22 protein-coding genes are annotated in these 26,159 nt (G+C 66.7%); 8 read left to right on the plus strand and 14 right to left on the minus strand.

Annotation, left to right across the window (positions count from 1 at the left end):
- Positions 1–31: 31 nt before the first annotated feature.
- From OGL93_RS13365 to OGL93_RS13375, 3 genes are read right to left on the minus strand one after another with little or no spacing between them, the layout of a single operon-like run.
- Positions 32–958, minus strand: a complete 927-nt coding sequence (locus OGL93_RS13365) for an ABC transporter permease (RefSeq protein ID WP_263263160.1) — start codon at positions 956–958, stop codon at positions 32–34.
- The gene (locus tag OGL93_RS13370; RefSeq protein WP_263263161.1) at positions 958–2,061 is read right to left on the minus strand and encodes an ABC transporter permease; all 1,104 of its coding nucleotides are present in this window, start codon (positions 2,059–2,061) and stop codon (positions 958–960) included. The genes OGL93_RS13365 and OGL93_RS13370 overlap by 1 nt, the downstream gene beginning before the upstream one ends.
- Positions 2,061–3,656: an ABC transporter ATP-binding protein gene (locus OGL93_RS13375; RefSeq protein ID WP_263263162.1), complete on the minus strand. Its 1,596-nt coding sequence runs from the start codon at positions 3,654–3,656 to the stop codon at positions 2,061–2,063. The genes OGL93_RS13370 and OGL93_RS13375 overlap by 1 nt, the downstream gene beginning before the upstream one ends.
- Before the next feature lie 239 nt (positions 3,657–3,895).
- On the opposite strand from OGL93_RS13375, the gene OGL93_RS13380 reads away from it, so the two are divergent.
- Together OGL93_RS13380 and OGL93_RS13385 are read left to right on the plus strand one after the other, a co-directional pair.
- Positions 3,896–4,906: a GlxA family transcriptional regulator gene (locus tag OGL93_RS13380; RefSeq protein WP_263263261.1), complete on the plus strand. Its 1,011-nt coding sequence runs from the start codon at positions 3,896–3,898 to the stop codon at positions 4,904–4,906.
- Positions 4,907–4,983: 77 nt separating this feature from the next.
- Complete coding sequence (locus OGL93_RS13385) at positions 4,984–5,766, plus strand: IclR family transcriptional regulator (RefSeq protein WP_263263163.1); 783 nt, start codon at positions 4,984–4,986, stop codon at positions 5,764–5,766.
- Between the two features lie 319 nt (positions 5,767–6,085).
- Here the strand turns inward: OGL93_RS13385 and OGL93_RS13390 are convergent, their stop codons facing one another.
- From OGL93_RS13390 to OGL93_RS13405, 4 genes are read right to left on the minus strand one after another with little or no spacing between them, the layout of a single operon-like run.
- Positions 6,086–7,228, minus strand: a complete 1,143-nt coding sequence (locus tag OGL93_RS13390) for an acyl-CoA dehydrogenase family protein (protein ID WP_263263164.1) — start codon at positions 7,226–7,228, stop codon at positions 6,086–6,088.
- 10 nt (positions 7,229–7,238) lie between these two features.
- Positions 7,239–8,435 (minus strand): acyl-CoA dehydrogenase family protein, encoded by a 1,197-nt coding sequence (locus tag OGL93_RS13395; protein WP_263263165.1) that lies wholly within the window; start codon positions 8,433–8,435, stop codon positions 7,239–7,241.
- A gap of 15 nt (positions 8,436–8,450) precedes the next feature.
- Positions 8,451–9,632: an acetyl-CoA C-acyltransferase gene (locus tag OGL93_RS13400; protein WP_263263166.1), complete on the minus strand. Its 1,182-nt coding sequence runs from the start codon at positions 9,630–9,632 to the stop codon at positions 8,451–8,453.
- Entirely contained in the window at positions 9,629–11,731 is a 2,103-nt protein-coding gene (locus OGL93_RS13405; protein ID WP_263263167.1) for a 3-hydroxyacyl-CoA dehydrogenase NAD-binding domain-containing protein, read from the minus strand. The genes OGL93_RS13400 and OGL93_RS13405 overlap by 4 nt, the downstream gene beginning before the upstream one ends.
- 297 nt (positions 11,732–12,028) lie before the next feature.
- Between OGL93_RS13405 and OGL93_RS13410 the strand changes: the two genes are divergently transcribed.
- The gene (locus OGL93_RS13410; RefSeq protein ID WP_263263168.1) at positions 12,029–14,026 is read left to right on the plus strand and encodes a methyl-accepting chemotaxis protein; all 1,998 of its coding nucleotides are present in this window, start codon (positions 12,029–12,031) and stop codon (positions 14,024–14,026) included.
- Between the two features lie 160 nt (positions 14,027–14,186).
- On the opposite strand, the gene OGL93_RS13415 is transcribed toward OGL93_RS13410, so the two are convergent.
- Positions 14,187–15,602: an ATP-binding protein gene (locus tag OGL93_RS13415; protein WP_263263169.1), complete on the minus strand. Its 1,416-nt coding sequence runs from the start codon at positions 15,600–15,602 to the stop codon at positions 14,187–14,189.
- 205 nt (positions 15,603–15,807) lie between these two features.
- On the opposite strand from OGL93_RS13415, the gene OGL93_RS13420 reads away from it, so the two are divergent.
- Positions 15,808–16,266, plus strand: a complete 459-nt coding sequence (locus OGL93_RS13420) for a GNAT family N-acetyltransferase (protein WP_263263171.1) — start codon at positions 15,808–15,810, stop codon at positions 16,264–16,266.
- Here OGL93_RS13420 and OGL93_RS13425 read toward each other — a convergent pair.
- The 6 genes from OGL93_RS13425 to OGL93_RS13450 all read right to left on the minus strand — a co-directional run bounded on the left by OGL93_RS13425 (position 16,263) and on the right by OGL93_RS13450 (position 22,807).
- Positions 16,263–16,985: a UTRA domain-containing protein gene (locus OGL93_RS13425; protein ID WP_263263172.1), complete on the minus strand. Its 723-nt coding sequence runs from the start codon at positions 16,983–16,985 to the stop codon at positions 16,263–16,265. The two genes, OGL93_RS13420 and OGL93_RS13425, sit on opposite strands and share 4 nt — an antisense overlap.
- Positions 16,986–16,998: 13 nt before the next feature.
- Positions 16,999–17,592, minus strand: coding sequence for a nicotinamide riboside transporter PnuC (gene pnuC / locus OGL93_RS13430; protein WP_263263173.1), 594 nt, complete (start codon positions 17,590–17,592; stop codon positions 16,999–17,001).
- A gap of 11 nt (positions 17,593–17,603) precedes the next feature.
- Positions 17,604–19,763 (minus strand): TonB-dependent siderophore receptor, encoded by a 2,160-nt coding sequence (locus tag OGL93_RS13435; RefSeq protein WP_263263174.1) that lies wholly within the window; start codon positions 19,761–19,763, stop codon positions 17,604–17,606.
- A 100-nt stretch (positions 19,764–19,863) separates the two neighbouring features.
- A complete protein-coding gene (locus OGL93_RS13440; RefSeq protein ID WP_263263175.1) occupies positions 19,864–20,745 on the minus strand; it encodes a rhodanese-like domain-containing protein in 882 nt (293 codons plus the stop codon).
- Positions 20,742–21,890 (minus strand): phosphotransferase, encoded by a 1,149-nt coding sequence (locus tag OGL93_RS13445; protein ID WP_263263176.1) that lies wholly within the window; start codon positions 21,888–21,890, stop codon positions 20,742–20,744. The genes OGL93_RS13440 and OGL93_RS13445 overlap by 4 nt, the downstream gene beginning before the upstream one ends.
- Complete coding sequence (locus tag OGL93_RS13450) at positions 21,887–22,807, minus strand: ABC transporter substrate-binding protein (RefSeq protein WP_263263178.1); 921 nt, start codon at positions 22,805–22,807, stop codon at positions 21,887–21,889. The genes OGL93_RS13445 and OGL93_RS13450 overlap by 4 nt, the downstream gene beginning before the upstream one ends.
- Positions 22,808–23,191: 384 nt before the next feature.
- Between OGL93_RS13450 and OGL93_RS13455 the strand changes: the two genes are divergently transcribed.
- Genes OGL93_RS13455 through OGL93_RS13470 form a run of 4 tightly spaced genes read left to right on the plus strand, consistent with a single transcriptional unit; the run spans position 23,192 to position 26,127 of the window.
- Positions 23,192–23,857: an amino acid ABC transporter permease gene (locus tag OGL93_RS13455; RefSeq protein WP_263263180.1), complete on the plus strand. Its 666-nt coding sequence runs from the start codon at positions 23,192–23,194 to the stop codon at positions 23,855–23,857.
- Positions 23,838–24,497: an amino acid ABC transporter permease gene (locus tag OGL93_RS13460; RefSeq protein WP_263263181.1), complete on the plus strand. Its 660-nt coding sequence runs from the start codon at positions 23,838–23,840 to the stop codon at positions 24,495–24,497. The genes OGL93_RS13455 and OGL93_RS13460 overlap by 20 nt, the downstream gene beginning before the upstream one ends.
- On the plus strand, positions 24,494–25,255 hold the full coding sequence (locus OGL93_RS13465) for an amino acid ABC transporter ATP-binding protein (protein WP_263263183.1): 762 nt from the start codon (positions 24,494–24,496) through the stop codon (positions 25,253–25,255). Before OGL93_RS13460 ends, OGL93_RS13465 begins: the two co-directional genes overlap by 4 nt.
- Positions 25,252–26,127, plus strand: coding sequence for a transporter substrate-binding domain-containing protein (locus tag OGL93_RS13470; RefSeq protein WP_263263185.1), 876 nt, complete (start codon positions 25,252–25,254; stop codon positions 26,125–26,127). The genes OGL93_RS13465 and OGL93_RS13470 overlap by 4 nt, the downstream gene beginning before the upstream one ends.
- Positions 26,128–26,159 lie beyond the last annotated feature (32 nt).

The raw sequence follows: 26,159 nt of genomic DNA on the forward strand, positions 1-26,159 counted from the left end.
CCCTGTCTGCTGATCCAGGTAATGCGGCGTTCTAGTGCCCGGGCTGCCAAGGCTGCCCCAACGACACCGGCGCATACAACCGCGTGCGCAAGCCGTCGCGCGACAGTAGCACCAGCACCACGATGGTTGCCACATACGGCAGCATCGCCAGCAGGTTGGACGGGATCGCCAGGCCCACCCCTTGCGCCACCAGGTGCAGGATGCTCGCCAGGCCGAACAGGTAGGCGCCCAGCAGCAGGCGGCCTACCCGCCAGCTGGCGAACACCACCAGCGCCAGGGCGATCCAGCCGCGCCCGGCGCTCATGTTTTCCGCCCACATCGGCGTGTAGGCCAGGGACAGGTAAGCGCCCGCCAACCCGGCCATGGCACCGCCGAAGAGCACCGCCAGGGTGCGTACCCGCAGCACCGGCAGGCCCATGGCGCTGGCGGCGTCCGGGTTCTCGCCCACCGCCTGGATGATCAGCCCCAGCCGGCTTTTGAGCAGCACCCAGGCGACCAGCGCGAACAGCCCGAACGACAGGTAAACCAGCACGTCCTGGGCAAACAGCATGCGGCCAATCACAGGCAGGCTGCTCAGCCAGGGCAGGGCGACGGGCTCGAAGCCGATCAACGGCTTGCCGACCCAACTGGCCCCCACGAAGGTCGACAGGCCCACGCCGAAGATCGTCAACGCCAACCCCGTGGCCACCTGGTTGGCATTGAAAGCCAGTGCCACTAGGGCGAACAACGAGGACAGCAGCAACCCCGCGACCATCGCCAGCAGCACCCCTAGCCACAGGTTGCCGGTGCTGTAGGCGGCGATGAAGCCGACCACGGCGCCGAACAGCATCATGCCCTCCTGGCCGAGGTTGAGTACGCCGCTCTTCTCGCAGATCAGTTCGCCCAGCGCCACCAGCAGCAGCGGCGTACCGGTGCGCACCATGGCGAAGAACACATTGCCGAGCAGGTCGATATCCATCACAGCGCTCCCACGCTAACGGCCGCGCTACCACGGCGGGCCCAGCGCAGGTTCAAGCGCGGGCGGTAGAGGATCAGCACGTCACTGGCCAGCAGGAAGAACAGCATCATCCCCTGGAACAGCTGGGTGATGGCCTGGGGCAGGTTGAGGGTCATTTGCGCGCTTTCACCGCCCAGGTAGAGCAGGGCCATCAAGGCGCTGGCGAAGACGATGCCCACCGGGTGCAGCCGGCCAAGGAACGCCACGGTAATGGCGGCGTAGCCGTAACCCGGGCTGACCTGCGGCACCAGCTGGCCGATCGGGCCGGTGACCTCGCACACCCCGGCCAGCCCCGCCAGGCCGCCGCTGAGCAGCAGCGCCAGCCACACCAGGCGTTTTTCCCGGAAGCCCACCGAGGCCGCGGCGCGGCGGTCCAGGCCCAGCACCTTGATCTGAAACCCGAGGAAGCTGCGCTGCAGCAACACCCACACGGCCACCAGCGCGAGCAGGGCGAACCAGGCGCCGGCATGGGCGCGGCCATCTTCGAACAGCACGGGCAGGCGGGCGGAGTCAGCGAACATGGCAGACTCGGGGAAGTTGAAGCCTGCCGGGTCCTTGAGCGGGCCGTGCACGCCATACAGCAGCAGGTTGAGCGCCACATAGTTGAGCATGATGCTGGTGAGGATTTCGTTGGCATTGAAGCGTGTGCGCAGCCAGGCGGTGAGGCCGGCCCAGGCCGCGCCACCGAAAGTGCCCACGGCCAGCACCAACACCAATGCCCAGCGGCTTTGCCAATCCAGCAGGTGCACCGCCACGGCACTGCCGGCCAGCGCCCCGATCAGCAGTTGGCCCTCTGCGCCGATGTTCCAGATGCGTGCCTGGTAGGCGACTGCCAAGCCCAAGGCACAGAGCACGATAGGGGTGGCCTTGACCAACAGCTCACTCACGCCATACAGGTCGCTTACCGGGGCGATCAACAGGGTGTGCAGCGTGAGTAGCGGGTCTTGCCCCAGGGCGATGAACAGCAGCGAGCCACAGCCCAGGGTCAGCACCGCCGCCAGCACCGGCGACAACCACAGCATGGCGCGCGATTGCTGGCCGCGCGGTTCGAGTGAAAGCAGCATCAAAGGCTCCGTTGGCCAGGCACGGCAGGTGAAGGGGTAGTAGAAAAAGCAGGGGGCAGGGCGGTGGCGAGCAAGGGGTCGAAGCGCCCGGCCATCCAGCCGCCGAGCTCGACCGGGCTGGTGTCGGCGGTCGCTTTCAAGGTGCTCAGGCGGCCCGCGCACAGGGCGCCCAGGCGGTCGCAGATCTGGAAAAGCTCGTCGAGGTCTTCGGAGATCACCAGGATCGCCGCGCCCGCATCCCGCAGGGCGATCAGCGCACGATGAATGGTCGCGGCCGCGCCCACGTCCACGCCCCAGGTCGGGTGCGCCGCCACCAGCAAGCGCGGCTTTTGCAGGATCTCGCGGCCAAGGATGAATTTCTGCAGGTTGCCGCCGGAGAGGCTGCGCGCGGGGGTGAGCGCGCTCGGCGTTTTCACCGCGAAGCGGCGGATGATCTCCTCGGCCAGGGCCATGACCCTGCCGCGCTGCACCAGCCCCGTGCGTACCAGCCCTTGGCCGAAAGCGGTCAGCAACGCGTTATCGGCCAGGCTCAACTCGGGCACCGCGCCATGGCCCAGGCGCTCGGCGGGCACGAAGCCCAGCCCCAACGCCCGCCGTGCATCGGGCCGCAGGTGGCCGACCGCGCGCTCGCCGAAGCGCAGGCTCGTCGCGTGCTCGGCGCTCAGCGTGCGCTCGCCGCTGAGCACGGCCAGCAGTTCATCCTGGCCATTGCCGGCGACCCCGGCGATGCCGACGATTTCCCCACTGCGCACGCTCAGGTTCACATCGCTCAGCGAGCAGCCGAACGGGTCCGGGTTATGCCAGCTCAGTTGCTCTACCTTGAGGAAATCATCGCCACCGGCCACCTTGGGGTAGCTGGCGCTCAACCCCTCGGCCTCGCCCACCATCAGCCGCGCCAGTGCCAGGTCCGAGCACTCGGCCGGCACGCAGTGGCCCGATACCCGGCCGCCGCGCAACACAGTGGCGCCATGGCAAAGCGCGCGCACTTCGCCCAGCTTGTGGCTGATGAACAGAATGCTGCAGCCTTCGCTGGCCAGCCGCCGCAGTGTCACGAACAGGTCCTCGGCCTCCTGTGGGGTAAGCACCGAGGTGGGCTCATCGAGGATCAACAGGCGAATGTCCTGCATCAGGCAGCGAATGATCTCCACTCGCTGGCGCTCGCCGATCGACAGGCTGTGCACCAGCCGCTCGGGCGCCACGCTCATGCCGTAGCGCCGGGACACCTCGCGGATGCGCGGCTCCAGCTGCCGCGGCGTTTGCCCGGGGCCCATGGCCAGGGCGATGTTCTGCGCCACGGTGAGGGTTTCGAACAGCGAAAAGTGCTGGAACACCATGCCGATGCCCAGGCCACGGGCTTGCGCCGGGCTGCGCATGCGCACCGGCTGGCCCTGCCAGAGGATCTCGCCGCTGTCGGGTTGGGTCACCCCGTAGATGATCTTCATCAGGGTGCTCTTGCCTGCGCCGTTCTCGCCCAGCAGCGCGTGGATCTCGCCCGGCTCGATGTTCAGGTCGATGGCGTCGTTGGCCAGGCAGCCTGGGTAGCGCTTGGTGATATGGCGCAGTTGCAGGCGCGGGCAGGTGTCGGCAGTGGGCATGGCGGGCTCGTTTGCAGAAGGCTGGGCGAGGTAAAGCAATAAGTTGGCCAGCGAGTCAGCTTTTAGGTTTTCAAGCGCCGGCCCTTTGTTCACGGGCGGCGAACAGCACGCGGCACGCCACAGCCGCCAGGGCCAGCCCTGAAGTGGGGCGCAAGCGCCCAGAAGTGCACGAAGGGTGCGCCCGCTTGGTGCGCCCGCTACTCTGTGCGCTTGCATGGTCGAAACCTGGGGCAGCAGTGATACAACGACGGACGTTCAGCGGTGGCATCAAGGGCAAGAACCTGCGCTACCTGCACGCGGGGCAAGCCGCAACGCCCCCCACCGCCGCTGTGGGGTTTGTGCTGCTCGAGCACTGTTCCCTGCCAGCCTTCACCCAGGCGCTGGACACCCTGGTGACTGCCAACCTCTTGCAGCCCGCATCGTTCGCCACGCACACCTTTACCCTCACGGGCGCAGAGGTCACCAGTGACCTGGGTATTGTGATCCGCCCGGACGCCGCCCTGACGAGCTATCCCCTCGAGCAACTGAAGCTGCTGATCATTTGCGGCGGCTTGCGCACCCCGCTGCGGGGTAACCTGGCGCTGCGCAAGCTGTTGATCAGGGCCGCCGAGCAAGGCGTGGCGCTGGGCGGCCTGTGGAACGGCGCCTGGTTTCTCGGCCACGCCGGGCTGCTCGACGGCTACCGCTGCGCGATCCACCCGGAGCACCGGCCCGCGCTGGCAGAAACGGCGAAGTACAGCCAGGTGACCAGCGAGAGCTTCATGGTGGACCGCGACCGCTTCACCTCTGCCAGCCCTAATGGCGCGTTCAACATGGTGCTGGCCTGGATCGGCCAGGCCCACGGGGCAGGGTTGGTGGATGCCATCGTCGATATCCTGGCCTTCGAAGTGTCCCGCTACCGGCGTGTGAACCCCACGCTGCGAGTGAAGATGGCCGCGCCACTGCGCAAGGTGGTGGAGCTGATGGAAGCCAACCTGGAGGAGCCGCTCGGGCTGGGGCAGTTGGCCGAGTACGTGGGCGTTTCGCGGCGGCAGATCGAGCGCCTGTTCAAGGATCAGCTGAGTACCACGCCGTTGCGTTATTACCTGGAACTGCGGGTGACCGAGGGGCGCCGCTTGCTGCAGCATTCCACGCTGCCAGTGGTGGAGGTGGCGGTGGCCTGCGGCTTCGTATCACCTAGCCATTTCAGCAAATGCTACACGGCGTATTTCGGGCATTCGCCGTCCCGGGAAAAACGCCTGGAGTTCTGAAACGGCGGGGGCGCCGCTACAGCAATCGAGTGGCCTATTTGCTATCGTGCGCAGGCCCAACCACGCCCGGACACCCCATGAGTGCTGAAGACCCCGCCGCCCCTGAAAAAGACCGCAAATTCGTCGAGGCGCTGGGCCGTGGCCTGGAGGTATTGCGGGCGTTCACACAGGGCTCGGTGGTGCTGGGCAACCAGGAGATCTCCAGGCTCACCGGCCTGCCCAAGGCCACGGTGTCGCGCATGACCTACACCCTGACCCAGCTGGGTTACCTGAGCTATGCGCCGCAGCTGGAAAAGTACCAGCTCGATTCCGGCGTGCTCGCGCTGGGTTACGCGTATGTGTCCAACCTGCGCGTGCGCCAGCTCGCCAAGCCTTACATGGACGACTTCGCCCGCCGCACCCATACCACCGTGGGCCTGACCTGCCGCGACCGGCTGAGCATGATCTACGTGGAAAACTGCCGGCCGGTGGAGGTTGCCACCCTGCGCATGGACGCCGGCGTGCGCCTGCCCCTGGCCACCACGGCGGCGGGCAGGGCGTTCCTGGCGGCGACGCCGGCGCACGAACGCGCACACCTGCTCACCGCGCTGGCGGCCAAGCACGGGCCCGAGTGGCCCGAGCTGGAAGCGTCGCTGGGGGAGTCTTTCGCTCAGTACCAGGCCCACGGTTTCTGCCTGTCGCTGGGGGATTGGGACCGCAACGTCATCGCCGCCGGCGTACCCCTGCGCCTGGCCGATGGCAGCACCATGGTGCTCACCTGCGGTGCGCCGTCCTATCAACTGAGCGAGGAGCGGCTCAAGGGTGAACTGGCGCACGAGCTGCAAACCCTGGCCCGGGACGTGGAGAGCCTGGGGGCGTAAAGCCCGTTCGCCGTAGGAGATTCCCTGGATGCCCGCAAGCGCTAACGCGCAGCAACGCGGCTTGCCGGCAACAGGCGTTATATGGAACTGCGTTGATCGCGGGCAAGCCCGGCTGCTACGGGCTCGGCGCCGTAGGAGATTCCCTGTTGCCCGCAAGCGCTGACGCGCAGCAACGCGGCTTGCCGGCAACAGGCGTTATATGGAACTGCGTTGATCGCGGGCAAGCCCGGCTGCTACGGCGCTGGTTTGAAGGGGCCTGGCGTTGCCATCCGGGGGCTCCCATCAACTTGGGCCGCCGTTCGCAGGCACTCGCCAGCCTTCACGCCATCTCCATCAGTGCCGCATAAGCCTTGAGGTGATGGTCGTCGTCACCGAACTGGTGGCTGAGCATCACCAGCCGCTTGGCGTGGTGGGCCAGCACGTATTCCCAGGTCATGCCAATGCCACCGTGCAGCTGGATGGCCTGTTCGGCAATGAAGCGCCCGGCACGGCTGCAAATGAACTTGGCGTTGGCCAGTACCCGCGAGCGTTCGGCGCTATCGGGCTGGTCGGCGGTGCACGCCGCCAGGATCGCCATGGAGGTGGCCTGTTGCAGCTCGGTGTGCATGTCCACCATGCGGTGTTGCAACACCTGGAACTTGCCGATGGGAATGCCGAACTGTTTGCGTGTCTTGAGGTAATCCAGGGTCAGGTTGCAGGCCTCCTGCATGTTGCCCAGTGCTTCGGCGCACTGCGCGGCAATGGCGCGGCCTTGCTGATAGCGCAGGGCGCTGAAGCCTTGGCCCAACGGCCCTAGTAGTTGGTCGGGCGTGACCTGTACGTTCTCCAGCGTCAGCTCGCAGGCTTTTGGCCCGTCGATGGTGGGATAGTCGCGGCGGTGCACGCCGGGCGCATTGGGGTCCAGCAAAAACAGGCTGATTCCGGCTTCGTCATCCACGCCACCGGCGGTGCGGGCGCTGACGATAATGGCGTCGGCGCTGTGCCCGCCAATCACTACCGCCTTGCGGCCATTGAGCCGGTAGCCCTCGGCCAACGCCTCGGCGCGGGTGCTCACATGGTTGAGCAGGTAATGGCTGTGCGGCTCTTCGAAGGCCACCGCCAGCTGCGCCTCGGCGGCGGCCAGTGGGGCCAGCCACCGGTCCTTTTGCGCTTCGCTGCCCAGCTGCGCGAGCAGCCCGCCGGCGTAGACCACCGAATGCAGATAGGGCTCCAGGCACAGGCCGCGGCCTAGCTCGGTCATCACCAGCATCAGGTCCACGCTGCTGCCATCCATGCCGCCCAGCTCTTCGGCGAAGGGCACCGCGGTGAGGCCCAGGGCCCCCAGCTGCGCCCAGAAGTCGCGGGAATAGCCCAGGGGGCTGGCGGCATGCCCGGCGCGCGCCTCGAAGCTGTACAGATCGCGGACCAGGCGCGCCGCGGTGTCCTGAAGCATTTGCTGCTCTTGGCTTAGGTTGAAGTCCATGGGGCGCCCCTTACAGTTCGAGAATCATCTTGGAGACGATGTTTTTCTGGATTTCATTGGAGCCGCCGAAAATCGACAGCTTGCGCATGTTGAAGTAGTCCCCGGCCAGCGGCGCGGCGTAATCGGCGTGCAACGGCTCGCCGCTATGGCCCAGTTCCATTTCTTCGTCCAGCAAAGGCAACGCGTAAGGGCCGATGGCCTTGCGCAGCAGGTGGGTGATCGCCTGGCGGATCTCGGTGCCCTTGACCTTGAGGATCGAGCTCTCGGTGCCGGGCACGCCACCGCCGCTGGCCGCCGCGCAGATGCGCAGCGTGCTGATCTCGATGGCGCGCAATTGCATCTCGAGGTCGGCGACCTGCGCCCGGAACAGCGGATCATCGAGCAGCGGCTTACCGCCACATTGCTCCTGCCCGGCAATGGCCTTCAGCTGGCGCAGCGCGGCCTTGGATGCACCGATACCGGCAAGGCCGGTGCGCTCGTGGGTGAGCAAATACTTGGCGCAGGTCCAGCCCTGGTTCTCCTCGCCCACCAGGTTCTCCACGGGCACCTTGACGTTGTCGAAAAACACCTCGTTCACTTCGTGCTCGCCGTCCAGGGTGATGATCGGGCGCACGCTGATCCCCGGCGTGGTCATGTCGATCAACAGGAAGGAGATGCCGCGTTGCTGCTGGGCCTGGGCATCGGTGCGCACCAGGCAGAAGATCTTGTTGGCGTACTGGCCCAGGGTGGTCCAGGTCTTTTGCCCGTTGACGATGTAATGATCGCCTTCGCGCACCGCGCGGGTTTTCAGGCTGGCCAGGTCCGAGCCCGCGCCCGGCTCGGAATAGCCCTGGCACCACCAGTCTTCGCCGGAGAGGATCCGCGGCAGGTAATACGCCTGCTGCTGCGGCGTGCCGAACTTGATGATCACCGGCGCCACCATGTTCACCCCGAACGGCACCACCCGCGGGGCGCCGGCGGCTGCGCATTCTTCGTCGAAAATATGCTTCTCGATCGCATCCCAGCCGGTGCCGCCCAACTCGACGGGCCAGCTGCTGGCCAGCCAGCCCTGGCTGGCAAGAATGCGGTGCCACCGCTCCATGTCGGCTTTGCTCAGGCGCTTGCCCAACTGCCCCTTGGCGGCGATGTCGGCAGGCAACTCGCTGGCCAGAAAGGCGCGCACCTGGTCGCGAAACTGGTTTTGTCGTTCGGTGTAGTGAATGTCCATGCTAAGCCTCGGGTTTCACACGATTTCGAACAGGCCGGCGGCGCCCATGCCACCGGCGATGCACATGGTCACAACGGCGTAGCGCGCACCGCGGCGGCGCCCTTCGAGCAAGGCGTGGCCCACCAGGCGCGCGCCGGTCATGCCGTAGGGGTGGCCGATCGCGATAGCGCCGCCGTTGACGTTGAGTTTCTCTGGATCGATGCCCAGACGGTCCCGGCAGTACAGCACTTGCGAGGCGAACGCCTCGTTGAGTTCCCAGAGGTCGATGTCGTTGACGGTCAGGCCATGGCGCTTGAGCAGCTTGGGCACGGCGTATACCGGGCCGATGCCCATTTCATCGGGTTCGCACCCGGCCACGGCGAAGCCGCGAACGATGCCCAGCGCCGCCAGGCCCTGCTCGGCGGCGGCGCGGCTGCTCATCAGCACGCAGGCGCTGGCGCCATCGGACAGCTGGCTGGCGTTGCCCGCAGTGACGAACTGGTCGGCACCGCGCACGGGGGCCAGGGCGGCGAGGGCATCGTAGGTGGTCGAGGCTCGGCTGCATTCGTCGCGGCTAAGGGTGACCTCCTGGGTTCGGCTTTCGCCACTGGCCTTGTCGGTAACCTGCATGACGGTAGCCAGCGGCACGATCTCGGCATCGAAGCGCCCGGCCTGTTGGGCCTCGGCCGTGCGCTGCTGGCTTAGCAGCGCGTAGTTGTCCTGCGTCTGGCGGCTGATGCCATAGCGCTGGGCAACGATGTCGGCGGTGTCGATCATCGGCAGCCACAGCTCAGGCTTGGCTTGGTACAAGCCGGCTTCCTGTATCCCTGCTTGGTTCAGGTGAGGCTGCACCAGGCTGATGGACTCCACGCCACCGGCGATCATCGCTGGCACGCCTTCGGCCTGGATGTAGTGCGCCGCTTGGGCGATGGCCTGCAACCCCGAGCCGCAGAAGCGGTTGACGGTCGCCCCGGCCACGCTGAGCGGCAACCCCGCCTGCACCGCCGCCAGCCGCGCCACGTTCTTGCCCGTGGCGCCTTCTGGCAGGCCGCAGCCGAGCACACAGTCTTCGATCCACTCAGGGTCTATGCCGGCGCGAGCGACCGCATGGCGCACTACGTGGCCCGCGAGCACCGCACCGTGGGTTTGGTTGAAGGCGCCACGAAAGGCCTTGCCGATGGCCGTACGCGCGGTTGAAACGATCACTACCTCGCTCATGGCCGGGCCTCCCAGGCACCGAAGCTGCCGCCTTCGCGCGCCAGTTGTTGCAGCAGCGGCGCCGGTTCCCACCAGGCGCCGAGTTCGCGGTTGAAGCGCTCGATCCGCTCCAGCACCGTGGCCAGCCCCAGTTGGTCGGCATAGAACATCGGCCCGCCGCGGAACGCCGGGAAGCCATAGCCGTTGAGGTAGATCAGGTCGATATCACTGGCGCGCAGGGCGATGCCTTCGGCGAGGATTTTCGCCCCCTCGTTCACCAGTGCCAGCAGAGTACGGTCGAGGATGTAGTCGTCGCTCAGGGCGCGCCGCTCGATGCCCTGCTGACGTGAGGCCGCGTCGAGCAGGGCCGGGAGTTCAGGGTTCGGCAGCGGGGTGCGCGAGCCGTTTTCGTAGCGATAGAAGCCGCTGCCGGTCTTCTGCCCGAGCATGTTTTTTTCGAACAGCAGGTCCAGCAGGCAGGGCAACGTGTACTGCGCGGGCAGCTGTTCGCGCTGGCGGTTGCGGATGGCCATGCCGATGTCCAGGCCAGACAAATCGCGCATGGCAAAGGGGCCCATGGCCATGCCGAACTTACGCAAGGCAGCATCCACCTGCTCTGGCGTAGCGCCTTCTTCGAGCAGGAACTCCGACTCGCGGCCGTACTGGAACAGCATGCGGTTGCCAACGAAGCCATCGCACACGCCCACCACCGCACACACCTTTTTAAGGCGTTTGCCCAGGGCCATGCCGGTCGCCAGCGTGGTGGCGGAGGTCTTCTCTCCACGCACCACTTCCAGCAGGCGCATCACGTTGGCCGGGCTGAAGAAGTGCAGGCCGATCACGTCCTCGGGGCGCCGGGTGCTGGCGGCGATTTCGTTCAGGTCCAGGGACGAGGTATTGGAGGCGAGCAGGGCGCCAGGCTTGCAGATAGCGTCCAGGGTGCTGAACACCTGGCGCTTGACGGCCATGTCCTCGAACACCGCTTCGACGACCACGTCGACCTGGGCCAGGGCGTTGTAATCGGTCACGCCCTCGATCAGCGCCAGGCGCTGTTCCATGTCTGCGGCGCTGAGGCTGCCGCGCTTGACGCTGGCGCCGTAGGTGTCCCGGGCGCGTTGCAGAGCCCGGGCGAGGGCCGCCTGGTCCACCTCCAGCAACTTCACCGGCAGGCCGGCATTGGCGAAGCTCATGGCGATGCCCACGCCCATGGTGCCGCCGCCGATCACTGCGGCGGTATCGACCGGCCTCGGCCGAACATCCCCCTCCAGCCCCGGCACCTTGCTGGCCTCGCGTTCGGCGAAAAAGGCATGAACCAGCGCGGCGCGCTGCGGCGAGTGCAGGCATTCGATAAACAGCTCGCGCTCGCGTTTCAAGCCTTCGGCAAGGGGCAACTGCACGGCGGCCTCCACGGCGGCGACGCAACGCAAGGGCGAGAACAGCCCAGGGTGTTTGCGTTCGACCTCGGCGCGTTGCGTGGCGAAGAATGCGCCAGCGTCCTCGCTCTCCAGGGCCACCGTGCGTTCGCCGCTGCGCCGCACACCCTGACCTTCGGCCAGCAAGCGCTGGGCAAAGGCGATCCCCGCCTGCACCCGGTCACCCTGGTACAGCGCGTCGATCAGGCCAGCGGCCAGCGCCGCTTCACCGTTCACCGGCGTACCGCTGACGATCATCTGCAGCGCTGTGCTGGCGCCGACCACCCGGGGCAAACGCTGAGTGCCACCGGCTCCGGGCAGCAGGCCCAGCTTTACCTCCGGCACGCCCAGCTGGGTGTCCGCCGTGGCGATGCGGTAATGGGCGCCAAGCGCAACCTCCAGCCCGCCGCCCAGCGCGTTGCCGTGCAACACGGCGACCACCGGCTTGGTGGAGGCTTCGATGGCATTCACCACCTCCGGCAAGCCCGGTTCCCGTGGCGGCTGGCCGAACTCCTTGATATCTGCCCCCGCACTGAACCCACGGCCCTCGCCGAGCAACAGCACCGCTTGCACCTCTGGGGTTTGCTCGGCCTGCCGCAAGGCGTCGGCCAGGCCCGCCCGCAGCGCGTGGTTCAGCGCGTTGACCGGAGGGTTGTCCAGGGTGATCAGGCCGAGGTTGCCTGACTGCTCGAATCGCACCGTCGCCATGCCATGCTCCTTTTGTTTTTCGGTACTGTATTCCGCACTGCGGAACAAGTACACCGTTATCGGAGCTCAGTAGGATAGATGGCACTGGGGTAGATGCCGCTCGCATCAATGCGAGGAATGCAGCGCGATTCAAAGCAGGCGGGTGTCGACCGCGAAATTCAACCGCGTGACGCCTGGCTCCGGCGACCGCACGGCTCCGCTCGTCGCCGCGACCCCGCCAGGGGGGTTGCTATGCTCAACAAACGCCGGCCGCCGCCGTAAACCCGAGCAGACCCTTTTTCTTTCCGGAAGCCTCGTATGTCCCTCTTACCCAACCGTATTGCCGGGCGCATGACACTCGGCATTCTTGCCCTGCTGGTGCTGACTGCCGTCGCGATCTACGCGGTCATGGCCTTCGGCGGCAAGCCGCGGCTGATCGCCGCTGGCACCGCGGCGGCGGAGCAGTCGGCCAGTGCGATCACGCGCCAGCTGGCCTTGCAGCTCAACCGCATCGAAGGCACTACGGCGGCGCTGGCCCACCTGGCGCAAAGCCTGCCCCATGACGAGGCGCTGGTTAAAGCCAACCTGCCGGGCGTGATCGACAGCCAGGGCGACCGTGCCATCGCCGGGGGCGGCCTGTGGCCCGAGCCCGGCGCCTTCACCCCCGAGGTGCAACGGCGCAGCTTTTTCTGGGCGCGCAACGCCAGCAATGGGCTGGACTATTCCGACGAATACAACGCCGCGCAGGCTTCGCCCTATCAGGCAGAGGCGTGGTACACCGGCGCCAAGGCAGCCCCGGCGGGGCGTTGCGCCTGGTCGGACGCTTACCAGGACCCGGTCAGCGGCGTGGCCATGACCACCTGCAGCGTGGCGTATCAAGCTCATGGCGCATTCGCCGGCGTCGCCACCCTGGACCTGAAGCTCGACGGCCTGGCTGAGTTCCTCGGCGCCAAGGGCGGTGTGACTGGCGGCTATGCCTTCGCCGTGGACCGTGCCGGCAACGTGCTGTTCTTCCCGGGCAGCAAGAGCGACAAGGGCCTGCCGACCGTGGAAAGCCTGGCCAACACCCTGCCATGGCTCAAGCCCGTGGCGGCCAGCCTTGCCAGTGCAGGCAGTAACCCGACCACGCTGTACCTGGAACAGGACGGCCAACTTGATGGCCCCGCCTATGTGACCCTGGAAACCATGGAAGGCACCGGCTGGCGCATCGGCCTGGTTACCCCGCAAGCGCGGGTGGTCGGCCTGGCCAGTGAATTGACCCAGCAGATGATGCTGTTCCTGCTGCCGCTGCTGGCCGTGCTGCTGGGCCTGGCCTGGCTCGCCGGCAAGCGCCTGTTGGCCCAGCTGGAAGAAACCACCGCACAGATCGAGCGCTTGGGTGAAGGCGGCCAGGGCGGCACTGAGCTTGAGATCAGCCGCGCCGACGAAATTGGCGCCCTGCGGATGGCGGTGAACCACTATGCCGGCTCCCTGCGCGACATGCTCAAGCGCATCGCCGATGAGTCGCACTCGCTGGAAACCCAGGCCAATGCCCTGGCGCAGCTGTCCCACGGGCTGGCCGAACGGGCCGAGGCGCAGCGCGAGGACAACACCTTGCTGGCCGCGGCCATCACCGAAATGTCCGCCAGCGCCAACGAGGTCGCCGTCAACACCAGCGATTGCTCCGAGACCGCCCGGCGCTCACTGCTCGACGCCCAGGGCGGGCAGGAGCAAGTGCTGCGCAACAGCCAGTCGATCGAGGCGCTGGCCGGGGATATCAACGGCGCGGCGGGTGCGATCACCCGGTTGGGCAACGACATCGAACGCGTGGGCAGTGTGCTGGATGTGATCAAGTCCATTTCCGAGCAAACCAACCTGCTGGCGCTCAACGCGGCCATCGAGGCGGCCCGTGCCGGCGAACAAGGGCGCGGCTTTGCGGTGGTGGCCGATGAAGTGCGCACCCTGGCAGGGCGCACGCAAACCTCGGCCAATGAAATCCAGGAGATGATCACCCAGCTGCGCCAGGCGTCGAACGTGGCGGTGAGCACCATGCAGACCGGCGCCGAGCGCACCCGCGAAGCCGTGCATCAGGCCAGCGGCGTGTCCGGCACCTTGGGGACCACCGTGGGCAGCTTCGACGACATCGTGCAGCGCGCCCAGCAGATCGCCGTGGCCGCGCAGCAGCAAAGCCATGTGACTCAAGAAATCAACGAACTGGCGGTGCGTATCCACATGGCCAGCGAGGAGGGCGCCCGCGACGCCAGCACCCTGCGTGAGCTGGGGCAAGGCATGCAGGCGATTTCCGCACGCTTGGGCGGGTTGAGCCGGGGACGCTGAGGCTCAAGGGGGGCGCGAGCCTTGCCCGCAGCGGGCCAGGCAGCACCTGCGGGGCGGGGCAGCCAGGGGTGATTGGCGCCCTCGTTTAAGCTGCGGGGCGTTTTTCGCAGGCTTCGCCAGCGCCTATAAAGCCCGAGCGAAGCCCGCGACCCCGCGGCGCTTAGTTCACCGGCGTGAACCGGGTAATGCGATCACCCTGTTCGTCGTCCGGGCCCATGGCCTTGTTCACCGCGAACACGTTGCCCTTGCCGTCGGCCACCACGTGGTTGGGGAAGGTGCCGCCGGCGAGGTTGGCGACGATCTTGCCGTCCGGGTCGACCACCGTGACGGTACCGGAAGCCCGGTTGCTTACGTAGGCCAGGCGCTTGACCGGGTCGAAGGTGACGTTCAGCGGGCCGGCGCCCGTGCTCACGCGTTGCAGCGTCTTGCCGCTGGCGAGGTCGACGATGGCCAGGTTATCGCTGCCTTGGGCGGCCACGAACAGCCGGTTGGTCTTGGCGTCGAATGCCACGCCCATGGCCATCTTGATGCCTTCTACCGGGATGACCTTCTCCACGGTGCCGGTCTTGGCATCGATCACCGCGGCTTCTTCACTGCTCAGGCTCACGGCATACAGTTTGTGGGCTTGTGCGTCCAGGTGCAGGCTGGCCACCGAGAACTGGCTCCCCCAGTTGCCGGACTTGATGGTGATCGCGGCCGGTTCGGCGAGGGTCTTGGTGTTGAACATGGCCACCACCGGGCTGCCGCTGGCGGAGGCGAAGGCGCGGCCCAGGGCAGGGTCGATCACCACGTCGCGGGCATGGGCCACGGTGCCAGGCTTGAATTGCTTGACCAGGCTCAGGTCTTTCTGGCGGTACACGGCCACGCTGTTCTGGCGGGTGTTGGTCACCCAGACGTTGCCGTTCTGGTCGTCCACGCCCACGCCGTAGACGGCGAACACGCTGCCGTCATCGCTGCCAGGTACCACGGCAGGGGTGACCTTGGCTTCGATGGCCAAGGTATCGGGGTTGAGCTTGAGCAACTGGGAGGCCTTCACCGGTGGGCGGCCCACGGCCGAGGTGACGAACACCGCCCCGTTCTTGGCGCTGACCGCAGACTGGTACAGCCCCGGTGCCAGCTTGGCGCTGACTTGTTTGTAAGCCTCGGTGCCAGCCAGCGGCACCACCGGCGACACCTTGAGCGGGAACACCGCCGCCGCCGAGGGGTTGCTCACCGCCACCAGAATCGGCTGCAGGCCTACCGCGGCGTCTTCCGGCACCTTCAGGTTGGCCTTGAAGGTCCCTTTGTCGTCTGCCACATAAGGTGCATTGGGGTTGAGCACGGTGTTGCCGCGCATGAGGGTGATCTGTTGGCCGGGCTTGAAGTCATGCCCCTGCAACTGGACCTCGGTGCCTGCGGTGATGGCTGCGCCGCGCGGGCCCTGGGCGTTGATCTCGCCCTTGTAGGTCGCATCCGGCGCGTCGAACACAGCGTTGGCCTGGGCGGCCAGTGGGCCGAAGGCCATCAGGCCGAGCATGGAAACAAGGGTGCAGAGCTGGCGGCCGGTTGGTGCCAGGCGAGCGTTGGCGGTTCCCATCTGAAAACTCCTGGGTTGAGAGAAGGCGGCGAAGGTTAACAAGAACCATTCGCAAGGCGTTAGTGGTTTAGTGCGTTGGGAGGGTTTGCCCAGGCTGTTGGCCGCGGGCGAAAGCCCGGGAACGGGCTGCGGCGTTTGAGTTCGCAGGCTGGCGCCAGCCGACGAGGTAAGATAGCCCGCCCAACCCTTTGAAAAGGACCTTCCCATGCCTCTCACCTGGACCTGCACTCACCATCGCGAGCTGAGCAAGGAGGCGCTTTATGCGATTTTGCGCCTGCGCTGCGAGGTGTTCGTGGTGGAGCAGCAGTGCCCTTATCAAGACATCGACGGCCTGGACCTGGCCGGCGATACCCACCACTTGCAAGCGTGGGAAGGCGACCGATTGCTGGCCTACCTGCGCCTGCTGCCCCCGGAAGCGCCGGGCGCTGCGGCGGCCATCGGGCGGGTGATCACTGCGCCTGCCGGGCGCGGGCGGGGGCTTGGGCACCAGTTGATGGAGCACGCCTTGCAAGCGTGCGCGCGGCTATGGCCGGGGCAGCCGTTGTACCTCTCGGCCCAGGCGCATTTGCAGGGCTATTACGGCCGTTATGGCTTTCAAGCTCAGGGCGAGCCGTACCTGGAAGATGACATCGCGCACATCGATATGCACCGCGCCCCGGCTTAGGCGCGGCTCACCTTCATCGTCACTTCGACCGCGTCTGGGCGCCAATACTCGCGGTCGAACTCCACCGCCTCGCCGCTCTCGGCGAAGCACAACCGCTCCAGGTAGAGGCCGCCCGAGCCGCTGGCCAGTTGCAGCAAATCGCCCTGAGCGTCGTCGAGCAGACAGGGCTTGAGGGTGATTTCGCTGTGGGCATGCACCCGCTGGTAGCGGTCGCGCAGCAGCTCGGTGAGCGAACTGCCCAAGGGCGCGTCGAGCAGCCCCGGGCACCAGTCTTCGCGCAGCACGTTGCTTTCCAGCAGCACCGGCCGGCCATCGACCCAGCGCCGGCGCTCTAGCCGATACACCCAGGTGCCCGCCGCCAGGCCCATGCGCGCCGCCAGCCAAGGTTCGGCCGGGCGCCGCTCGGCAAGCAGGCACTCGGTGCGGGGCTCGCGGCCCTGGGCGCTGACGTACTCCATGAAGCCGGTCACCCGGGTGGGGTCGTAGCGGATCGGCGCTGGCGACACGAACCAGCCGCGGCGGTGGCCCCGATAAATCACGCCCTCGGCCTCCAGCCGTTGCAGCGCCTGGCGCAGGGTCACCCGGGTGCAGCCGAAGCGTTCGGCCAGTTCGCGCTCGGTGGGAAAGCGCTCGCCGGCGAGCAGGCGGCCGCCGGCGAGGTCCGTGGCCAAGGCGTCGTGAATGCGCAGGTACTGGGGATGGGGCGGCTTGATGGTCATGCCGGCGCGCCTGTCATGGCAGCACCGGCGTGGGCTGGCCCGCCGGGCCCTGGGCAGACAGGTCCCGCTGCCAGGCGCGCAACCCATATACCGCCAGCGCGATAAAGCCTGCGTAAAGCGCGGCGGTCAGTGGCAGTGCCTTGTAGTAGTAAAGCCCGGTGTAGATCGCATCCAGCACGATCCATAACCACCAGCTGGCGACATGCTTGCGCGCGGCCCAGTAGCTGGCCACCAGGCTGAAAGCGGTGAGGGTGGCGTCCAGCCAAGGGACTTCGGCGTCGGTGAAGTGCGCCATGCCAGCACCCAGCGACAGGGCCAGCAGCGCGCCCGCCGCCAGGCTGATCACGGCCCGCGGCAACGGCAGGCGCTCGATGTGCACCCGGCCGTGGTCCGTTCGCCCAGCGCGCCAGCGCCACCAGCCATAGCCCTGCATAAAGGCGAAAATCACCTGCAAGAGCATGTCTGAGTACAGCTTCACGTCATAGAAGATCCACACGTACAGCAACACCGCGACCACGCTGACCGGCCAGCACCAAGGGGTGCGCCGGGCGGTCAGCCATACCCCGAGCACGTTGACCAGCACCGCAAGAATTTCCAGGTTGGACATGCCGCTACTCCTTAAAAATTGACCGTGGCTGACAACCGCGCGGTGCGCGGCGCGCCCGGGAACAGGTAGCCGTCGCCCATGTATTCGCCCACATCGCGCCAATACGCCTTGTTGAAGAGGTTGTCCACGCTCAGCCGCAATACCGTTTCATAGCCATCGATACGGGTGGTGTAGCGGCTGCCTGCGTTGAACACAGCGTAATCGCCCACCTTCACCGTGCCGGCGCGGTTGGCGTACTTGCTCGCGCTGTATTGCACTCCGCCCAGCAACGCCAGGCCGTCCACCCCGGGCACACTGTAGTCGCCATAGAGGCTGGCGCGTAGCTTGGGCACGTTGATCGCCTGATGGCCGTCGTAGGCGTCGGTGCCACTGCCGCTCACCTCGGCGCGGATGGCCGCAACGCTCGCGGACAGCTGCAGTCGTTCGCTGGCACGCCCGCTGGCGGTCAGCTCCAGGCCGGTGTTTTTCTGCTCACCTTGCTGCACGAAGGTGAGGGTACCGTCGCCATTGTCTTTTGAGTACTGGTAGCCCTGGTGCATCTGGAACAGCGCCGCGCCCAGGCTCACGCGTTGCCAGTCTTGCTTGATGCCCACTTCCACCTGGCGGGAGATTGTCGGCGCCAGGGTGTCCCCGGCGTTGGTGGTGTACCAGTCCGCTTCGCGGCCCAGGGCCAGGCCCTTGCTGTAGCGGGCATACAGAGAGGTGTTGTCCCACGGCTGGTAGACCAGCGCCAGATTGGGCAGGAACTTCCACTGGCGGGTATGGCGTGTGGTGTCGCCGTCGCTGTCGAAGGTTTTTTCATCGAGCAGCACTTCCCGGCCGCCCAGCAGCAGTTGCCAGCGTTCGCTCAGGTGCACCCGGTCGTTGACGAACAACCCGTACTGGCGGCTGTCCAGGTGGCGATAGCTGGGGGTCAGGCTGCCGCTGTAAGGCGTGTAATCGGCCGGGGCCGCGTTGATGTTGCCCGAGCCTACCCATTCGTTGATTTCGTCGTGGCTGTCCACGGTGCGGCGCTGCGCGCTCAGGCCCAGATCCAGCTCGTGGCGCAGTCCGGCGAGGTCGAAACGGCCGCTCAGCGCGGCCTCGGCTTCATCGACCCGGCGGGTGTCGTTGGGGCTGCGAAAATCGTAGATGTCATAGTCACCCTCGCTGCTGAAGGTGTTAGGCACCGCCGTGCTGGCGCAACTGGCGGCGCCGTAGCAGCCCCAGGGGAAGGCGCTGTAGTCGTCGATCACCACTTGGCTGTGGGACAAGCCCAGGCGGGCTGTCCAGTCATCGGTGAGCAGGTAGGTGTAACGCCCGCTGGTGTTGAGCGAGTCCATCCGCACCGGCTTGGACCAGCTCTGGTAGCCGAGCAGGTCATGAGGGTTCACGCCGTGGGGCAGCTCGCTGCCGCCAAGCAGTTGATAGCCGGGGACCGAGCGTTGCTCGCGCGCCTGGTACTCGACGTCCAGCTGCAGGGTGGCGCGCGGGTCGATGACCCAGTCGAACGCTAGCGAGGCGAAGTCGCGCTGGCCGTCGGCGTGGTCCACATAGGAGCGGATATCCTCGTGGGCAACGTTCGCGCGCAGGCCGAACTGCTGCTCGGCGCCGAAAAAGCCGCCTACGTCCACCGCCAGCGAACGCCCGCTATCCTGATCGGCCGTTACGGTCACCGAGCGGATGTCCCGCGGGCGCTTGGTCACGTAATTGACCACACCGCCCGGGTCACTCACACCGCTCTGCAGCCCGGCCAAGCCCTTGAGCACTTCCACCTGCTCCTTGTTCTCCAGCGCCACGTTCTGCTCGCCGGCGATGGTGCGGCCGTTGATCTTGTAGCTGTTGGCGGCGTTGAGGGAAAACCCGCGGACCACGAAGTTCTCGTAGTAACCCACCGGGGCATAGCTTTCGCCCACCGAGGCGTCATTGCGCAGCACCTCGCTGAGCAGCCGCGCTTGCTGGTCTTGCAGCAGCTGGGCGTTGAACACTGAAACCGACGCGGGCGTGTCCAGCAAAGGCGCGTCGTCGCTGCCCGCGACCGAGGCAGTGGGCGCGCGGTAACTGTCGGCGGCATCCCCGACCACGGTCACGGTGCCGAGGGTGGTGGGTTCATCCGCGACGGCGGCCCCGGCTGAAGCCAGGGCGATGCTTGAGATCAGCAAGCGGGCCGGGAAGGGTAGGTGAGGCAACATCAAGGCAGCTCCATGGTGAGGTCGATCCGTGCGCGCAACATCGCCGCCTGCGCGTTGGCAAGCGGGGGTGCGAAGTGTACGCGCAGCCCGGTGCGGGCGGTCAGGCCGGAGCTGCTCCGGTGGTCATTGGCAAAGCGGGGTCGGCGCTCCATTGCTGCAGCGAACCGTCGTACAGGGCAACGTTTTCGCGCCCGAGCAGGGTTAGGGCAAAGGCGGTGGCGGCAGCGGAAATGCCCCCGCCGCAGTACAACACCAGGCGGCTGCCATCGCCGAGCAAGTCAGGCCCCAGCACCTGCGCTAACGCACTGGTGGGCCGATAGCGGCCGTCGCTTTCGAACAGCGTACGGGCGGGGCGATTGAGGCTGCCAGGGATGTGCCCGCGGCGGCTGTAGCGGGTGGCGGCGCTGCCGTCGAACACCGCTTGCGCCAGCGCGCACACCAGGCGGCCGGGTGCCTGGCCCAGGCTGATGGCGTGGACTTCCTCCAGGCTCGCCCAGCATTCCGCGCGCGGCCGTAGCACGGGCGGGGCACTGGCTGGCGCCAGGCTCGCCACCCCAGTGCCTATAGCCAGGCCAGCGCGTTGCCATGCCTGATAGCCGCCGTCGAGCAGGGCTGCACCGAGGCCAACGCTGTGCAACATCCACCATAGCCGTGCCGCCCAGAAGCCATCGGCGCGGTCATAGACAACGACCTCGCTGCGCGGCCCGACGCCGAGCCGCGCCAGGTGCTCGGCAAACCCCTGCACCGTAGGCATGGCAAAGCTGTAGCCGGCGTTCGGGGCTGCCAGGTCGACCAACAGGTCGGCGTGTCGCGCACCGGGGAGGTGGCCCCGCAGCCAGCCGACGTAGCCGCTGGTTACGCGGTAGTCGCCGTCGAAGCGCGGCGCGGGCAGGTCCACCGTGGCATCGAAGATCACCAGCCCGGGCGAACCCAGGCGGGCGTGCAGCGCGGCGGGGCTGATCAACCACGTTGAGGTGCTCATGCCCAGTCTCCACGGCGCTGTTGCAGGTGTTCGATCAGCCGCTGGCCTTCGACCTCGGCGAACCAGCGTGCATGGCGCAGCAGGTACCCGTCCCAGGCGATATCGGCGCTGGCGCGGTTGTTCAGGATGCCTTGGAAATAGGCGACTTCCGCCACCGCGAAGTCCAGGTGCACCAGCGGCAGTAGCGCGCAGAGGGCGTCTATCGCCGCAGGGGGCAGCGGGCGCAGGCTGGCATAGCCGGCGAGCAGGTCATCCACGGTGGCAAGGTCGGCGCGGGCGCCGCCGCCGTGGTCCAGCTCGAGCCAGGGGATGGCGTTGCGCTCCAGCGCGGTGGCCAGGTCATAGAGGGCGAAGGTGCGGTCGCACAGGCCGAAGTCCAGTACGGTCGCCACCGAGGGTTGGTGTGGGTCGGCGTTCCACAGCAGGTTGGACGCGTGCCAGTCGTTGTGGGTCCACAGCGCCGGCTGGCCGGGCAGGTGCGGCAGCAGTGCAGCCTGGGCGGGAAGGATCAGCCGCGCCAGTTCATCCTGCCAATCGCGACCGGCCAGGTAGTGGGCAAGGGCCGGTTGCCGGTGCAGATGGTGGGCGAGGGCGCCGAGCAGGTTCGCGTCGGCGAGCAGTTGCGGGCGGCTGACCAGCACGCTGGCCTGGCGCGCAGGTGCCGTGTAGCCCTCGGCGGCGCCATGCAGCTGCGCCAAGGCGCGGCCCGCTGCCCTGGCATGGGTTTGGCACTGGAACGGCTCCCAGGACTGCGCGTCCCGATACAGGTCGGCGCCCTCGGCGCGCGCATGCACTTCATAGCTCCAGCCGCCCTGCTCGATAGCCGTGGCGCCGCTGGCGCTGGCCTGCACCTTGGGGGCGGGCACGCCGCCACGGCGCAGGTGGGCGACGAAGCGGTGTTCTTCTTCCAGCCAAGGAACGCTGCGCACCTTCCGATGATGGCGCTTCACAAACCAGTCGCCTGCACTTGTGCGTACCAGCGCCGCCGTGGAAAACGGCCGCGGGCTGTGCCAGGTCACGCTGTGCAGGGCCCCAAGGGCGGGGTAGTGGGCCAGCAGCCCGTGCAGTTCCACCTCGGCGAGCAGGGGCCAATCCGGCTCCACCAGCTCCCCGGCCAGCCCGTGGCTGTGCGGTGCCTGGCTCATGCGTGCGGCTCCGGCAGAAATTCGTTGGTGAAGGCACCGGCCCACTGCCCTGGCCGTTGCACGATGCCGTGCTGGTGCAGCCAGTGCGCATAGGGCTCGATCAACGGCTGGCGCTGCTCGCCCCAGCGGCCGTTGTGCAGCCAGGTGGGGGCGATGCAGTGCAGCGAATGCTCGATCAACCGGGTGGGGAAATAGGGGATCACCCGTTCATACACCGGGCAGGCGGCCTGCGGCGCTTGGGCCGCGGCCAGAAAGCCCCGTTCGGTGGCCGCGAGGAAGGCCCGCAGCACTTCGGGGCTGCGTTCGATCCAACGTTCATGCGCGCCTAGCTGGTAGCTGTGGTAGGGCGGTGCGCCCCAGTCGCCCACCGGCCAGACCACTCGCCGGGCTGCCTCGACGGGGCTGTCCATCAGTGCCTCCCAGGCCCAATAGCCACCGAAGCTGGCGTGTGCCAGGCCGGCGGCGAGGTCTTCCGGGCGCAGCTCGCGGCTGCCGGCGTCGACGATGATCACCGCATCGGGATCGCCGCCATCCTCGCGCACCAAATGGCGCACCATGGCCAAGCCGCGTGGCGTCGGGTTCATCGCCAGGCGCTTGCCCATCAACTGGCGCGGCCGGTCGATGGCGAAGTCCGTCAGCGTCTGGATGGCCTCCAGGCCCGCATGGTTGATGGCTGCCACCCCTTTGAGTGGCTGCCCTTGATCCCGCCGCACCAGCAGGCGATTGCTGGGGAACACCGCCAGCTCGACCACACCGTCCGCCAGGTGCTGCAAGCTGTCGCCGCGTTCGGGGTCTGCCACGCGCAGCTCCACATCCAGCCCCGCCTCGGCATACCAACCACGCTCCCGGGCAAGGTAGAACCCCGCCGAATTCGGCCACGGGTGGAAGTATTCCAGCATGATCCTTAACGAAACCATCGAAGCGCAGCCTGCTCAGCCCTTGGGAAAGTGATGCCGTTATACGTGGCCATTTTGGTATATACCAAATACCGAAACGGACTATGCTTAGGCGTTATTCGTGGCGTTCAGCCGGGTAAGCGGGGCGTTGTCGGGCGGCTCTATGCTTATTCGAAACAGGTATTACAAAGTCTCATGTGGTTTCAATAGGCTATAAAAAGCGCTCCCCGCGCAGTTTTCGAAAGGCTTTTGCAGGCGCCATGGCGCCTGCGGGCAGCCTGTAACTGCCTGCGTGAACGCCGCTCCCTTTAATCAGCCCTTTGCCGCAAGGCCTCCGAACATGCCAATCCTGTTTCGTGCCCTGCCCACGCAGCGCCGCGCGCGCCCGTCGTGGCGGCCCTGCCCATGACGTTCGATGTTCCTTTCATCCTCTCGACCCTGCCCAGCTTCGGCGCCGCCATGCTGATGACCTTGCAGGTCGGGCTGCTGGCGATCTTCACCTCCCTGGCGGTGGCGCTGACCACGAATGCGCTGCTCGCGTTGCGCGTGCCGGGCGCTTCTGGTGTGGTGCGCGCTTACGTCGAACTGGCGCGCAATACACCACTGCTGATCCAGCTGTTTTTCATCTACTTTGCCTTGCCCAGCCTGGGGGTGAGCATCAGCGGCTTCGCCTCGGCGATCATCGCCATGACGTTTCTCGGCGGCGCCTACCTGACCGAAGTGCTGCGCGCGGGGGTCGAGGCCTTGCCCAAGGCGCAGTTGGAAGCCGGCCGCGCCATCGGCCTGACCCCATGGCAGCTGTTGCGTTACGTGGTGCTGCCGCAGGCAGGCATCTTCAGCCTGCCTGCGCTGTTCGCCAATGTGATTTTCCTGCTCAAGGAAACCACGGTGGTGTCTGCCGTGGCCGTGCCCGAACTGCTGTACACGACCAAAAACTACATCGCCCTCTATTACAAAACCTACGAGATGCTCGCGGTGCTGACGGCGCTGTGCCTGCTGTTGTTCTTGCCGCTGTCGCTGCTGCTGGGGCAATTGGAGCGGAGGCTGCAACGTGGCCATTACGGGTTTTGAGCTGCTGTGGCAGGCGGCGCCGCAACTGGCCGCGGGCGCCGCGCGCACCCTGGGCATCTCTGCGGCGGCCATCGCCTTGGCCACGCTGCTGGGCCTGGTGCAAGGCATCGGTCGCACGCTCGGGGTGCGTTGGCTCAATGGTGTGCTCCGCGCCTATCTGGAGCTGTTCCGGGCGATTCCGGTGCTGGTGTGGCTGTACCTGTTCTTCTTCGGGCTGCCGATGTTCCTCGGCTTGAGCGTGCCGGCGTTCTGGTGTGCGGTGCTGGTGCTGGGGCTGTGGGGGGCCACGGAAGTGGGCGAGGTGGTGCGCGGCGGCCTGCATTCGCTGCCCCGTGGCCAGCGCGACGCGGGGCTGGCGATCGGCCTGGGGGCGCGCCAGCTGTATGCCTGGATACTCCTGCCGCAAGCGCTCAAGCGCATCACACCCGGGGTGATCAATGTGTACACACGGTTGATCAAGACCAGCTCGCTGGCGGTATTGATCGGCGTGGTGGATGTGACCAAGGCCGGCCAGCAGATCATCGAGCGCACCTACGCCTCGGTGCTCATCTATGGCTGCTTGTTCGTGTTCTTCTTTCTCGTTTGCTATCCGCTGTCCAGCGCGTCCCGGCGCCTGGAACGGCGCTGGAATCACTCATGAGCGCACTGATCGAGTTGGCGGGCTTCCATAAGCGCTTCGGCGCCGCCCAGGTTTTGCAAGGCGTGGACCTGCAGGTTCATGAAGGTGAGGTGGTGGTGCTGCTAGGCCCCAGCGGTTGTGGCAAAAGTACTTTGCTGCGCTGCCTCAATGGCCTGGAGCAGGGCGATGGCGGCACCCTGCGCTTCGCTGGCGAGCTGCTCACCCCTGCCAGTGACTGGCGGCGGGTGCGCCAGCAAGTGGGCATGGTGTTCCAGAGCTATCACTTGTTCCCGCACATGACCGTGCTGGACAACGTCCTGCTGGGCCCATTGCGGGTGCAGCGCCGGCCCGCCGCCGAGGCCCGGGCCCAGGCCCTGGCGTTGCTGGAACGGGTGGGCCTGGCCGACAAGGCGCAGGCCTGGCCACGCGAGCTCTCCGGCGGGCAACAGCAGCGCATCGCCATTGTGCGAGCGCTGTGCATGAACCCCAAGGTGATGCTGTTCGATGAAGTCACCGCCGCCCTGGACCCGGAAATGGTCAAGGAAGTGCTGCAGGTGATCCTGGACCTGGCCGAAGCCGGCATGACCCTGATGATCGTGACCCACGAAATGGCCTTCGCCCGCGCGGTGGCCGACCGTATCGTGTTCATGGACGGCGGCCGCATCGCCGAACAGAACGACCCCGAGCGTTTTTTCAGTTCCCCGCAGACCGCACGCGCGCAGCAGTTTCTGGAACGCTTCTCCTATGTAGAAAACATGCCTAGAAGGAAAGCATCGTGAAATTCAAAACTGCCGTGTTACTGCCCCTGTTCGCCCTCGGCCTGCTGGCCGGCTGCGACAAGCCCGAACCCGCCAAGACCGCCAGCGCCTCGGCGCCTGCCGGCGCGGTGGCGGCCATCAAGCAGCGCGAGAAGCTCATCGTGGGCGTGTTCAGCGACAAGCCGCCGTTCGGTTTCGTCGACGACAAGGGCCAGTACGTGGGCTTCGACACGGACCTGGCCAAGCGCTTCGCCAAGGACCTGCTCGGCGACGAGAAGAAGGTCGAGTTCGTGGTGGTCGAGCCCGCCAGCCGGATTCCCTTCCTGCAAAGCGACAAGGTGGACCTGATCCTCGCCAACATGACGGTCACCCCCGAGCGCCAGCAAGTGGTGGACTTCACCAACCCGAACCTGCGTGTGGCGGTGCAGGCTCTGGTGGCCGAAAACAGCCCGGCCAAGGCCCTGGATGACCTCAAGGACAAGACCATCATCGTCACCACCGGCACCACCGCGGACATCTGGCTGACCCGCAACCACCCAGACTGGAAGCTGCTCAAGTTCGAGAAGAATTCCGAGTCGTTGCAAGCCTTGGCCAACGGCCGCGGCGATGCCTATGCCCAAGACAACCTGGTGCTGTTCAGTTGGGCCAAGGAGCACCCGGGCTTCCGCCTGCTGCCGCAGCCCCTGGGCGATGAAGCGCCCATCGCGCCAGCGGTGAAGAAGGGCAACGTAGAACTGCGGGATTGGGTCAACGGTGAGCTGGCACGGCTGGGCGATGAGAAATACCTGCGCAAGCTGTACGACCAGTACGTGCGCGACAAGCTGGCGCCAGAGACCGATCCCAACGCGGTGATCGTCGAAGGCGGGCAGTGGAAGGCGTCCAACGGGTCCTGATCAGGCAGCAGCCCACCGTGTAGCGCGGGCGC

Origin of the sequence: Pseudomonas sp. RIT-PI-S (assembly GCF_025642975.1) — a bacterium.
Classification (GTDB): Bacteria; Pseudomonadota; Gammaproteobacteria; order Pseudomonadales; family Pseudomonadaceae; genus Aquipseudomonas.